6 protein-coding genes are annotated in these 14,146 nt (G+C 45.5%); 3 read left to right on the top strand and 3 right to left on the bottom strand.

Features of this window, described 5'->3' with window-relative positions:
- The 3 genes from PY364_RS26495 to PY364_RS26485 all read left to right on the top strand — a co-directional run.
- Positions 1-1,274, top strand: a 1,274-nt coding sequence (locus PY364_RS26495) for an IS200/IS605 family accessory protein TnpB-related protein (RefSeq protein ID WP_275570705.1), incomplete at its 5' end; no start/stop codon positions are given.
- A 146-nt stretch (positions 1,275-1,420) separates the two neighbouring features.
- Positions 1,421-3,595, top strand: coding sequence for a hypothetical protein (locus PY364_RS26490; RefSeq protein ID WP_275570704.1), 2,175 nt, complete (start codon positions 1,421-1,423; stop codon positions 3,593-3,595).
- Between the two features lie 85 nt (positions 3,596-3,680).
- The gene (locus tag PY364_RS26485) at positions 3,681-5,642 is read left to right on the top strand and encodes a DUF3685 domain-containing protein (protein WP_275570703.1); all 1,962 of its coding nucleotides are present in this window, start codon (positions 3,681-3,683) and stop codon (positions 5,640-5,642) included.
- Here PY364_RS26485 and PY364_RS26480 read toward each other — a convergent pair.
- The 3 genes from PY364_RS26480 to PY364_RS26470 all read right to left on the bottom strand — a co-directional run bounded on the left by PY364_RS26480 (position 5,639) and on the right by PY364_RS26470 (position 14,055).
- Positions 5,639-6,820, bottom strand: a complete 1,182-nt coding sequence (locus tag PY364_RS26480; RefSeq protein WP_275570702.1) for a M20 family metallopeptidase — start codon at positions 6,818-6,820, stop codon at positions 5,639-5,641. The two genes, PY364_RS26485 and PY364_RS26480, sit on opposite strands and share 4 nt — an antisense overlap.
- Positions 6,821-7,178: 358 nt before the next feature.
- On the bottom strand, positions 7,179-12,017 hold the full coding sequence (locus PY364_RS26475; RefSeq protein ID WP_275570701.1) for a calcium-binding protein: 4,839 nt from the start codon (positions 12,015-12,017) through the stop codon (positions 7,179-7,181).
- A gap of 724 nt (positions 12,018-12,741) precedes the next feature.
- Positions 12,742-14,055, bottom strand: coding sequence for an aminopeptidase P N-terminal domain-containing protein (locus PY364_RS26470; protein ID WP_275570700.1), 1,314 nt, complete (start codon positions 14,053-14,055; stop codon positions 12,742-12,744).
- Positions 14,056-14,146: the final 91 nt, after the last annotated feature.

Here is a 14,146-nt window from a genome sequence, read left to right as displayed (position 1 = left end):
AAAAAACTTACGGTATTAATAAACGTCATGCCAATGGTGTAATTTCATCGGCTAAGGGTGCTGTTGATGGTGCTAAGGAATGCCGTATTTCACACATAAAAACCTTAGAAGGCAAAGCTAAATCTTGTGAAGCTTGGCTGAAAAAAGCTGAGAGAAAACTTAAATTAGCTCGTAAGTTTTACGCTAAAAAGAACTGGCAAAACAGTAAAAGTGGCTGTGGATTTCCCTTATCTAGTGACCTAAAGTATCGTCAAACTAACTGGCAAAAATTACGTTTTCAGATACACAACAAAAAACGTAAGCTGACCAGGTATCGGCAAATATTATCCGTCTTAAAGTCAATCCCTGTAAGGGTTAGAGTACCCAATAATCAAGCCTTGATTGTTGGCTCTAAGGATGAATCTTACGGCAATCAGGTGTGTCAGTGGAATGGTGATAATTTAAGAGTTAGAGTGCCAGTTTGTTTAGAATCTAAGTTTGGTAAAAATGTAGATTCTCAGATTGGCAACTTCCCTCGCAATATTAACAGATTACCTGCTACGGGTGCTAAAACTTGGCACTTCTACTACAAGGATGATAAATGGTGTGTTGCGGTGAGTTTTACAGCGTCAGAGGTTGAGCGGGTATCTCGTTCTGTAGATTATGGATGTATTGGTATTGATATGAATCCTGGCTCAATTGGTTGGGCTTATATTGATACGGTCGGCAACTTGAGGTCACAGGGTCAAATCCCATTGCAAACTGGTTTGCCAAACGGTAAACAACAGGCTCAAATTGTGAAAGCTTGCCTAGAATTATCGGCATTAGCTATCAAGTTTCAATGTCCTGTAGTTTGTGAAGAATTAGACTTTTCAACCAAGAAAGAGCAACTTAGAGAACGTGGCAAGAAATACGCTCGGATGCTATCAGGATGGGCTTATTCTGAGTTTTTCAAGTTGTTGAATTATATACTTTCTAACAGAGGAATTGAATTAATAACGGTCAATCCGGCTTATTCCAGTGTGATTGGCTTAGTCAAATATTTAAGGATGTATGGCTTGGCTAGTGAGGTCGCGGCGGCGTTAGTTATCGGCCGCAGGGGAATGAGATTGTCCGAAAAAATACCAGGCTCCTTAACCGCCTTTGTTGAGGTGAATTCAACAAAGCACGTTTGGAGCCTGTGGCATCAACTGAATAAAAAAATCAAGCAATCTGGAATAATAACTAATAGACATAGTTACTATTCTAACTCTAACTGGGATTTCCTGGGCAACCTCGACATTGAGGAAGCGTAAGCGATAGGAAAGAATGCTTAAGAAACTTACACCGCTGAGTCTTGCTAGGTTTACCTAGATTTTTAAAAGCGGTTGGTGTGGGAGTATGTCACTTTTGCTCCCAATTGGGTTAAGCTCTATAGAGCATTACAGGACAGGCTGAAGTAATGGCAAGACGACAATCCGACAAATTCCCCAAACCACCAGCTAGGTACAACTCACTCCCAAATCCCCAGCCCGATTTAAGTGCAGCCGACGATCTCCCAGAGTCGCTAGTCTCTAGAGGCAAAGTGAAAGGGGGCAAAACAGGTTTTTGGCGATGGCAATTGATGTGGCTGGGTGTTCTCGTGGCATTTGGTCTGACAGGTGGTGGTGCACTGCTCTGGTTGCTGGCGGTACAGCCGCCGCCCAATTGCCAGCAGCTATCCCCTGTGGCGGCGGATGGGGAACGGCTCTACTGCGCTCAGCAAGCAGCGAAGTCCGGGAAGTTGGAGCAAATACTGGCAGCTTTGGCTTTGGTTGAAAGTTGGCCGCCGGAGCATCCTCTTCACGAACAATCTCTACAGCTTACTGAGGAATGGTCGAAAGCAATTTTGGGGCTGGCAAGTGCGAAGATTGAAGTAGGAGATTTGGATGGAGCGCTGGCGATTGTAGCTAAAATTCCCAAAACTAGCCCAGCTTACTCAGAAGTTGAAAAAGCGGTTGCTGGGTGGCAAAATAATTGGGAAGAGGGTCAAAAGCTCTACGAGAAAGCGCAAGAAGCTTTGAAGGCAGAGGATTTGAGGAAAGCTTCAGAGTACGCTCAAGCTCTGTTTAAATTGGATAATGTTTTTTGGGGTCAAAAACGTTTTAATGACCTTGTAGAGCAAATTACGCTGGAAAGACAGGGCTGGCAGCGGCTCCGAGAGGCTAAGGATTTGGCTGCTGAGGGAGGCCCTGAGAAGTTGGGAGAGGCGATCGCTTTAGCTGGCAAAATTGGGAAGAAGCTTTTTGCCTATACGAAGGGAGAAGCCCAAATCGTTACCTGGAGCCGCGCTTTGCTGGGCATAGCGCGTCAGCGGTTGCAGGAAAAAAACCTGGATGGGGCGATCGCAGCGGCTAATGTGATTCCGGCTGATTCTGCTCTCTATGCTGAAGCTCAAGATTTGATGCAGTTAGGTCGCGCTCAGGCTGTTACTTGGAACCAGTCGATCGGTACGCCGCTACCACAACATATTTTTGCGCTATTAGAAGGACAGGCGGCGGCGGCTAAAATTGCTCCCGATCGCCCTCTTTATCAACAAGCTCAAGACCAAATTAAAGATTTACAGGTACAGTTTGAAGATTTGCTACAACTCCAGATGGCTAGCGCGATCGCCAGTTTCGGGCAGCCGATCGCATTCCAGCTAGCTATTGACCAAGCTCAAACTATCGATCCAGGGCAACCGAGGCGGGTTCATGCCCAGACTTTAGTTGCTTACTGGCGCAAAGAAATCCTTCGTATTGAAGACCAACCATACGTTTTAATGGCTAGGCAGTTAGCAGCGCCAGGAACTTCAGAGGGATTGAATGCGGCGATCGCACAAGCTAGGATGGTCGCTCAAGGCCGCCCCCTACGGATAGAGGCGCAAACCCTAATCGCGCAGTGGACAAAAAGCATTCAAATCGTCGAAGACCAACCCCTGTTAAATCAAGCCCAAGCTCTTGCTAAGCTGGGCAAGCTTGGTGAGGCTATTGATCAAGCTTCCCAGATTAAGAACAATCGGGCACTATATGCTCAAGCTCAAGCCAATATCTCTCAATGGGTTGCCCAACAGCAAATCGCCCAAGACCGACCTATTCTCAATCAAGCATCTCAGTTAGCCGCTCAAGGAAGTCTGGGTGCAGCAATCAGTATGGCTGCTCAGATTGGCTATGGACGATCGCTCTACCCGGAAGCCCAAGGTGCGATCGATCGCTGGGCCGCAGAACGTAATGCGATTTCCGCCCCCCCACCTGTGGCAGAACCGGCTGCTCAATATACAGAACCCGCACCGCAAGAGGAGCCTTATTCGGCTCCAGCTAAACCAGAGGAACCTTATTCGCCGCCACCAGAGGAACCTTATTCGCCGCCACCAGAGGAATACTCACCCCCCCCACCCCAACAGGAACCTTATTCACCTCCTGTTCAACAACAGGAGCCTTATTCACCTCCGCCACCGCAAGAGGAATATTCCCCACCACCACCGCAAGAGGAATATTCCCCACCACCCGCTGAGCCAGAACCTGCTCCGCCTGCTCAGGAAGTGCCCGCTCCCGCTGAACCTCCGCCGCCTAGTGCTGAGCCTCCCCGATCTCCCGATAGTAATTTGCTTCCTGAGTAAACAGTAAACAGTTAACAGTTAGCAGTAAACAGTTAACAGTTAGCAGTTAACAATTAACAGTTAACAATTAACAGTTAACAACTTTATGACCAATTTGCAATTGTTGGTAATTGAAGGCGACCCCATTTTCCGGCTGGGTTTGCGGGTCGCTTGCGAACAGTACCCTGACTTGGAAGCGATCGCAGAGATAGAGTCTGGGAATGAAGTTTTGAATGCGATCGCTGCTCTTGGCGACGACAACACCCCCCATCTGGTACTTTGGATTTTAGACAGCCAGATTTCGCTCTCAGACGTTACTGAGCAAGATTTTTCCCTTCAGATGACACTGTGTCAGCAGCTCAAAACCCAGTACCCCAATTTACCATTATTGCTACTGGCGAGAAGTATCACGCCTGCTCTTTTGGCAAGAGCAAAGCAAGTTGGTGCTAATGGCTATTGTCTAAAAGGCATAGCAGTTGCAGAGATCGTAGCAGCTATTCGCCTAGTAGCATCTGGTGAAAGTTATTGGCCAGAGCGATCGCAGGAGCAAGAAAACGAGAGCAATACTACTCCTTTAACCGACTCAGTACAAGTAGGAGAAAGCGAATTTCGACCGGATGCTGCCTTCCCCAGATACTCTGTACATCGAAAGTTAATTGCTCATCTTTCCCGATCGGGAATGCGGCAAATTGATGCGGCGCTCGCAGAAATCAACACACAATTACAAGATTCGAGACTATTACAAAAAGAAAATTTTGTATCTCTGACGGATTGGGTTTTACTCAGCGGTCGCCGCCGCGAATTGTTAGCTGCTCGCTGGATTGTTAGTCAGCTATTACCTACTAATAAGGAACAGAAAGTTGCCGAAGATAAGAAGCAAATTAACCGCAGAATAGCCAACAATAAAATAACTAATTCCCCATTACCAACTCCCAATTTACTTACTGCAATTAGCACTTCAGAATCATCTCCTCAGTTGTCAGCCACAAATGATTTACAAGGGGCTTTATTTGGTGCAACGGCGGCAAAATTGCAGTCTGGTTTAGTTAACTTGACTGGCCTTCCACTGGAAATCGATATCTTTCGGCTAACTAAAAAACATGACTTGATGTATATAATCTTGCGAAAATTGCAGGATATCCTTGATGAATTGCGCTTTTCCGAAGTCCAGTTGCAGCAATTATCAGAAAAGCGTTCTACTATTGTCCAAGATTTGTGGCAAGATGCGATCGCAGATTTTTTCGGCAAATATTACACGCTACGGATAGAGAAAGGAAATGTTGGGGAGGTGGGAACTAGAGGAGAATCGCCTCTACAAAAAGAGACTGATATTGGGGAAAACTCCTCATTTGTTCTTCCTCCTTCTTCCTTGTTATTTTCAGAGAGACAAGAGCGAATAGAAGTTGTGCCAGTATTGTTGCAAGATGCTCAACTGGTTGAGACAGCCATTCTTGACAAAATTCCCCTAGTAGTAGAACTTTTTGCTCATTTACTATATCAAACTCCCCTGATAATTGATAATATTTCCTGCTCTGCTGGTAGTCCAGAAGCGATGGTTAGAGCGCAAGTAATGCTAGAAAATTTAGTGATTCAAGTAGCTAATGGGGTAGTACAACCGCTATTAAATAATTTTGCAGATTTAGAAGAAATCAAACAAAAATTTTATGACCGCCAGTTAATTTCTACGCGAGAAATTGAGAAATTTCGGAATAATTTGTCTTGGAAATATCGCATGGAAAAGTTATTTTGGGAACCGCAGGCGATTTTTGAAAGCCGCTTTTTGCTGTTAGCTTTGAATGAAATAGGAATTCAGAAAATATCAATTTATTCTCCTAGAAATCAGGAGTTGGCAAAACTTTCTGGCGTACCATTGGTAGTGACACTGGTATTAGAACTCAGGGACGCTATTTCTCCTCGTGTTCGAGCAATTATAGCTTTTTTTGGCACGGGAGTTGTCTATGTACTGACGCAAGTTATTGGAAGAGGAATTGGTTTGATAGGACGGGGAGTTCTTCAGGGGATTGGCAATTCTTTACAAGATAGTAAGTGGGAAAAAAAAGGTGACTAATTGGGCTGTTGCCAGTATTTATAAGCAGCATAAGCTAAGGTAACAACGCCAGTAAAAATGGCGGATTCATCAACATCAAATTGGGGGTGATGTAGCGGGTAATTGGGTTTGTCTTTGTGCCCGACTCCCAGGCGAAACATCATACCAGGGGTGGATTCGAGATACATAGAAAAGTCTTCCGCACCAAGGGAGGGTTCTGGTAGAATTTGCACGCGCGATCGCCCCCAAGCTTCCAAAGCTGAGGCTTCTACTAATTGGGTGAGGGTGGGGTCGTTTTGCACTCCGGGCACGCCTCGCTTGTAACTAAGCTCGTAATTAGCACCGTAAGCGCGGCAGATATTCGATACGATTTGTTCAATCCAAGTAGGGAGAGATTCGTGGGTTTCAGGGTGAAGCGATCGCACAGTTCCGAGCAATTTAACGCGATCGGCAATCACATTTGGAGCTCTGCCACCACTAATTTGCCCAATTGTCAACACGACTGGCCTTAAAGGATTTTGTGTCCGTGCGATCGCCTGTTGCAAAGTAGTAATCACCTGCGAAGCAATCCAAATCGCATCGATCGCTTCATGGGGACGAGCTCCATGACCAGATTCTCCCACAATCGTCAATTCTAAATCATCCGCCGCCGCCGTCAAAGCCCCATGTCGAATTCCCACTGAACCTGCGGGAATGCTAGGGAAAACGTGCAACCCCAAAATTGCCTTCACATCCTGCATCGCACCATCTTTAATCATCCAGCTAGCACCTTGAGCAATCTCCTCTGCTGGCTGAAACAAGAAACGGACATGACCTTTGAGCGGTTCTGCTAACTGAGACAATACCATTGCTGTGCCTAAACCAACAGTCGTATGGACATCATGACCACAAGCGTGCATCACCCCAGCCTTACGAGAGGTGAAATCTAAATCAGTGCGCTCTTGAATCGGCAAAGCATCCATATCCGTGCGAATCGCCAGCCATTCGCCAGTCTCCTTTACCCCTTTGAGTTCCCCAATGACACCAGTTTTGCCAATGGATTCTTGGACGTGGAGGCCACAGGAAGACAAAACACCTGCTACATAGGCAGAGGTTTGATATTCGCAACCACTGAGCTCAGGATGCGAATGGATGTGACGGCGAATTTCAATCAAGCGAGGTGCGAGAGTAGTAGCTAAATCTTTGATCCGGGGGAGCATACTAGGGGCTAGGGGCTAGCGAAGAAGGGGAATAGAGCGGCTAGGGGCTAGAGGCTAGGGAAGAAGGGGAATAGAGCGGCTAGGGCGTGTTTTCTTGCCTATCAAATGTGATGTAGGGGCGAAGCATTCGGGCGATAAATTTCTGCTAAAAACCAGTATTTTGTACCCAAATGCTTCGCCCTTCCAGGGTTTGAAAACTTCTTCCCTTCTTCCCTAGTCCCTAGCTATAAGTCCTATTGAAATAACCTAACCTAAAAAACAAAAGTGCGATTGCCCATAAAGAGCGATCGCACCTTTGCTAACTTTAACTCAGGCGAGCATTACCCGCCCAACTTTTTAGCTACCAAACTGCCCAACTTTACAACAAAGTAAAGTTATTTGCCGTCAGAGTCACTACACCACTGAAGTTGGTAATATTGAATCCGCCGCCAGCAGTAGTGCCATTAGAATCAAAGGCCAATGCGCTACCTGCACCGCTGTTATACAGGATGAAAGCAGGCCCAGAAGCACCTGACTGCACAGCGAACTGATCGATCGCCTGCGCCAGAGAGGTGATAGAGGCAACTCCGCTGAAGTCCACAAAATTAGCACCCACAACGCTAACGCTAGTATTAGCAGCCGCCTGGTAGGTAACAGAAGTGAATCCGCCGAAGTTCGCAGAGCTGAAGCGCAATACATCACCCGTCACGAAGTCGGTAATCGTATCGCCACCCTCACTGGTAGAGCTGTAAACAAAGACATCATTGCCTGCGCCGCCAGTCAGCAAGTCAGCACCAGAACCACCGCTGATAATGTCCGCACCAGAGCCGCCGTTGAAGATGTCATCACCGTCAAAGCCGTAGAGCGTATCAGCGTAAGCAGTAGCCGTCACATTATTGATGCCAGAGCTACCGACAAAGTTCACAGCTACTGTACTGCCGCTGAAGTCGTAAACGCCAGGAGCAGAAGCATTGAAGGTGATAGGAGTTGTGCTAGCTGTGGTTGTAGTGCTGAGAGAACCACCGCCGAGGATTTGGATATCGCTTGTTCCCAGAGAAGTGACACCTAATAACGTCACAGTGCCGTTATTGTTCAAGTTCAAGACAGCATCGCCACCGCTGAAGGATACGCTTACCGTTCCAGAGGAAGTGATTTGCAGCTTATCAGTACCCGTCGCAAAACCGGAGATAGTATCGCTGCCTTCGCTTAAGCCCACAGTTGTGCCAAAGACAAAGACATCAGCACCATCGCCACCTGTCAAAGAGTCATTGCCAGCACCACCACTGAAGGTGTCATCGCCAGCACCACCGCTGAACGTATCAGCGCCAGCACCACCGTAGAACAAGTCTGCGCCGGAACCACCAGAGAAATTGTCTGCGCCGGAACCGCCAGAGAAGATGTCAGCAAAAGCTGTACCTGTCACTGAGCCACCAGTAGCACTAGAACCGTCAAAGAATATCGGCCCTGTAAAGGTGCTGTAATCTCCGTAGGCTGTCAAAGTTGTCTGAGTTGCACTCGTGCTCGTCAGGCCAATCACAGAACCACCACCGAGGATTTGGATATCGCTTGTTCCCAGAGAGGTGACACCTAACAACGTCACAGTGCCGTTATTGTTCAAATTCAAGACAGCATCGCCACCGCTGAAGGATACGCTTACCGTTCCAGAGGAAGTGATTTGTAGCTTATCAGTACCCGTCGCAAAACCGGAGATAGTATCGCTGCCTTCGTTTAAGCCCACAGTTGTCCCGAAGACAAAGACATCAGCACCGTCGCCACCTGTTAAGGAATCATTGCCAGCACCACCACTGAAGGTATCGTCGCCTAAGCCACCGCTGAAGGTATCAGCACCAGCACCGCCGTAGAACAAGTCTGCACCGGAACCACCAGAGAAGATATCTGCGCCGGAACCACCTTTAAAGATATCTGCAAAAGCTGTACCTGTAACTGAACCGCCAGTACCAGTAGAGCCATCGAAGAATATTGGGCCTGTAAAGGTGCTGTAATCTCCATAAGCTGTCAAAGTTGTCTGAGTTGCGCTCGTCAGACCAATTACAGAACCACCACCAAGGATTTCGATATCGCCTGCTCCCAGAGAGGTGACACCTAAGAGGGTGATAGTGCCGTTATTGTTTAAGTTCAACACAGCAGAAGAACCCGTGAACGATACGCTCACAGTTCCAGAAGAAGTGATTTGTAGCTTATCAGTAGAGCTGGCGAAATCTGAGATGATATCGTTGCCTTCGTTTAAGCCAACAGTTGTCCCGAAGACAAAGACATCGGCACCATCGCCACCGGTGAAGGTGTCATCGCCTGCACCGCCGTTGAAGGTGTCAGCACCAACACCACCGCTGAAGATATCAGCACCAGAGCCGCCGTAGAACAAGTCTGCACCGGAACCGCCATTGAAGATATCTGCGCCGGAACCACCTTTAAAGATGTCTGCAAAAGCTGTACCTGTCACTGAACCGCCAGTACCAGTAGAGCCATCGAAGAATATTGGGCCTGTGAAGGTGCTGTAATCTCCGTAGGCTGTCACAGTGGTCAGAGTTGCTGTGCTGCTCGTCAGGCCAATCAGAGAACCGCCACCCAGGATTTGGATATCACTTGCTCCCAGAGAGGTGACACCTAAGAGGGTGATAGTGCCGTTATTGTTTAAGTTCAGCACAGCAGAAGAACCCGTGAACGATACGCTCACAGTTCCAGAGGAAGTGATTTGCAGCTTATCAGTAGAGCTGACGAAATCTGAGATGATATCGCTGCCAACATTTGTCCCGAAGACAAAGACATCGGCACCTTCTCCCCCACTGAGGGAGTCATTACCTTCTCCACCTTCGAGTAAATCATTGCCTTGAGCACCAACGAGGGTGTCGTTGCCAGCTTCACCTTTGAGGGTATCTTCGCCCTGTTCGCCTAACAGGAAGTCGTTGCCAGCACCACCCAATAGAGAATCACTTCCTTGACCACCCCATAGTGTGTCGTTGTCAGCGCCGCCAACGAGAGTGTCGTTACCCTGTTCGCCGTCTAGGAAGTCGTTACCTTCGCCGCCTTGGAGGTAATCATTGCCTGGCCCGCTGAATAGGAAGTCGTTACCACCTCGGCCGTCGAAGTTGTCGTTACCAGCAAATCCTTGCTTTCTGTCAGGCCCGTTTGTACCCGTCCAAGTAATATCACCTTGTTGTGGTGTTTCCAGAGTGTCATTTCCTGGGACATTTCCGGGGAGGTTGATGATGACAGTTAACTTATTTTGCTGGATAAACTGGATAAAGGCATTAACGTTTGCTGTCGGGATGTCGCCGCGTGCCGCCCCAGTTTTGAGGAAGAAGAGGAAGCTACTGTTACCTTCAACTTTGAAGTTCTGTCGATAGTAGGCGACATCAAATAAAGGGTTGATCTTCAAGTCTTCTTTCAGACCTTTTTTGAGCAGGTGTTCAATTTTGTTCTTGAATTTACCTGCTTTGATGTCAATGTCTACTTCAGTATTCTGCTGGCTGTAAAAATTGAGGTCAATCAAAGGATTAAAGCTTAATCCTTCTTTAATCCCTTTTTTGAGGAAGTGCTCAAATTTATTCTTGAACTTCCCGCCTTTGATATCGGTGTCTACTTCAGCATTCTGCTGACTATAAAAGTCGCCATCAAAAAGAGCTGTGGGGATGTCGCCTTTGTCAAATCCTACTTTCAAGAAGTATTCAAAGGCACTCTTATATTTCCCTGATTTGACGGCTGCGGACGCTTCTGCGTTAGTTTCTAGATAAAAATCAGCGTCAAATAAGGGGCTAGTAGTATCCCCTTTTGCCATCCCGACTTTGAGGAAGTATTCGAGGGCATCCTTGTATTTGCCTGACTTGACAGCGTTCGCTGCTTCTGAATTGCTGTCTAAATAAAATTCGCCATCAAAAAGAGGATTGGGGTTATCACCTTTGGCCATCCCTTTTTGGAGGAAGTATTCAAAGATGGTTTTATATTTACCTGACTTAACAGCTTCCAGTGCTTCTGGATGCTCTTCTTGGTAAAATTTATCATCGAATAAGGAAGTGCAGATGTCACCTTTTTGGAGACCTTCTTTGAGGAAGTATTCAAACAGGCTGCTATATTTCCCTGATTTGACTGCATCCTTTGCTTCTGAATGCTTTTCTCCATAGAATTCGGTATCAAAGATGGCGTTGGCGCTGAATCCTTCCTTTAATCCTTTTTTGAGGAATTGGTCGAGGAGATTGATGAATTTGCCGTCTTTGATGTCTTTGTCTGCGCCAGGATTTTCTTGTTCGTAATAGCTAAGATCGATCAGGGCGTTGGGGCTAAAACCCTCGAAGTATCCTTCTTTGATCCATTCCTGAAAAGCACTTTTGAATTTGCCTTTTTTGATCTTGTCGTCAACTTCAGGATGTTTGGCTTTGTAATAGTTCTTGTCGAACAAAGAAGTGCAAATTCGGCCTTCTTCTATCCCGTATTTTAAGAAGTGCTCTGCGGCACTCTTAACTACGCCTTTGTCAATCGCTTCTTTGACTCCGGGGTACTTTTTCAGGTAAAATTCGGTGTCGAATATTGCAGAGAAGCTAAGTTCTTGTTTAATCCCGAACTTAAGGAAGTGTTCGGCAGCACTTTTTACTTCTCCTTTTCCCATCGCATCTTTGACGCTGATGTTCTTCTCCTGATAATAGCTACTGCTGAAGAAGATGCTAGTCTCGCGTTTGACTTCGTATTGACCAAACTTAAGGAAGTGTTCTACGGGATCTTTTACATCTCCTTTTTGGTAAGCTTCATCTACATCTTTGTTGGCAGTAAGATAGTATTTGGCGCTGAAAATGAAGCTAAATTCGCGCTGCTCTTTTTTACCAAATTTGTCGAAGTGTTCCTTGCCATTTTTGAATTTACCTTCTTTGATGGCTTCTTTGATATCTGGATTTTGTTCCAGATAAGTTGTTTCATCATACAGCGAATCGAGGGTGACTCCAGTGGTACTGTCCTCGATAGCAGTTGTGGTGAAAATTGGCGTGAAACTTGTGGAAGTTCCCGTTGAATTGTTATCTGATATGGGGCTAGGTGTAGTCCCTAAAGGATCGCTTAATATGGGGCTAGGTGTAGTTCCTAAAGGATCGCTTGATATGGGGCTAGGTGTAGTTCCTACAGGATCGCTTGATATGGGGCTAGGTGTAGTTCCTACAGGATCGCTTGATATGGGGCTAGGTGTGGTTCCTAATTGTTGATTTTCTAAGTCCATAGGATATACCTCACAAAATTAAGCAGAAGAAAGCTAGTCCAAAAAACAAGTGCATCTCAATACCCCAGAAGTTAAAACAACTTTTACCCACAAATGTTGTGGATATATGGAGTTATGCAACAGATATATTTGCTGCTTTTGAGATGCACCTATATATTGACTATGACTAGAGGTAAAAAAAGTTAGTTCCCAAATAAAGTAAAATTTTTTATAAAGTTTCCTGATTTGGTATTTACGTAAATTCACGTAAAAAGTATAGTTCAAAGTTAATGCAATTTATTCGCGTTAGAGATGATTCAGTTGAGGTGCAGAAAAGCAAAAGCTTTCAAAAGTCTTTTGGCAGCAGCAATGCTTATAGTCTAATCTTATCAATGTAGATATTGCGAATTTTGGCAGCAAAATAGGGTGTTTCCCTCGTTATATTTGCGTATTGCTACCAGTCTTGGTATCCCGATGATTGCTAGTCTAAGTAAATACCGCAAGTATATATAAAGTTATGAATTTACTCGCTTTCAAAGCTGATAGGATAATTTTCTATAAAGGTTAGCAAACATAAAATTAGAAATTTTACATCTAACTTTAGGCTTAAATAAATGAAAGATACATAAAAAGTCAGGCTGCTACATTTCCCCCCGAATCCCAATCTTTTTAAAGGGGGTAGAAATCGGATTTTAAATCTGATTGGTTAAGTCCAAATCAGTAAAAGTGCCTATTTAGATAATCATTACCATTCTAATGATTCCACAGATTTAGGTACTGCGGCTGTCAACACTTGATGACCATCTGGTGTTACTAACACATCATCTTCTATACGAATGCCAATTCCGCGCCATTTTTGATCGACTTCTGGTTGTCCTTCTACTGATTTTATTTCTGGAGAGATATAAATTCCCGGTTCGACTGTCAAAACTTGTCCTGGTTGCAAAAGTTGGGGATTTTCACCGTACTGATAAACGCCGACATCGTGAACGTCCAATCCTAACCAGTGTCCAGTCCGGTGCATATAAAATGGCTTGTATTTCTCTTCTTTAATTATCTCTTCAATGTCACCACAGAGGAGGCCTAAATCCATTAAACCTTTTACTAGAACTCGCACAGCAGTTTCGTGAACTTTGCTGTAAGGATTTCCGGGTTTAACTTCGGCAATCGCTTGTAATTGTGCCTCTAAAACTAATTCGTAGATTGTCTTTTGTTCGGGAGTAAATTTGCCACCTACGGGAAATGTGCGGGTAATGTCGGCGTTATAGTAACCGTAAGCACAACCTGCATCAATTAGTAACAAGTCTCCATCTTGAAGTTGACGATTATTTTCAATATAGTGGAGAATACAAGAGTTACGACCTGATGCGACAATTGAAGGATAAGCAGGGCCGTTTCCACCCCGTAGGCGAAAGATATGCTCGATTTCGGCTTGGATTTCATACTCGTAACGCCCCGGTTTTGCGAATTCCATTGCGTGATTGTGAGCGTCAACTGAAATATCAGCAGCTTTTCGCATTAATTCTAATTCAGTTTCGCTTTTAACGAGGCGCATTGGGTGTAAAATTAGATTAGAATCTTCAATGGCTGTTGGCCCAGTACCGCGTTTAGGATAGGTTGCCATTAAACGCTGCCAGTGTTTGAGGAGGGTTTCGTTGAAAACTCGATCGCGCCCTAAATGATAGTAAATTCGCTCTGCTTTTTCTAAATATTTAGGTAGTTTTTCATCTAACTCATTAATTGGATAAGCTTCATCTGCACCGTAGATTTCTTTTGCGCCTTCTACGCCAGCGCGATAGCCATGCCAAGTTTCTTTTTCGGGGTCTTTTGGCTGGACAAATAGTACAAATTTGTGTTCTTCGTGGTGGGGTGCAAATACTGCTACAGCAGAGGCTTCATTGAAACCAGTTAAGTATAAAAAATCGCTATCTTGGCGATAGGCATATTCGACATCATTGTGCATTACTGCCATTGGGGCACTGCGAAATACTGCGGTTCCGCTGCCAATTTTAGCCATTAACTGTTCGCGCCGTTGCCGATATTCTGCTGGATTTATCATAATTGTTAATTGTTAATTGTTAATTGTTAATTGCTTGCTAAGGTGATGAGGAAAGATATTCGTAACGCCGCCCTCTGGGCGGTTTCTTTAC

The sequence above is a fragment of the Kamptonema sp. UHCC 0994 genome, from assembly GCF_029167235.1.
Lineage (GTDB): Bacteria > Cyanobacteriota > Cyanobacteriia > Cyanobacteriales > Microcoleaceae > Kamptonema.
This window is presented reverse-complemented; position numbering and strand designations above follow the sequence as displayed.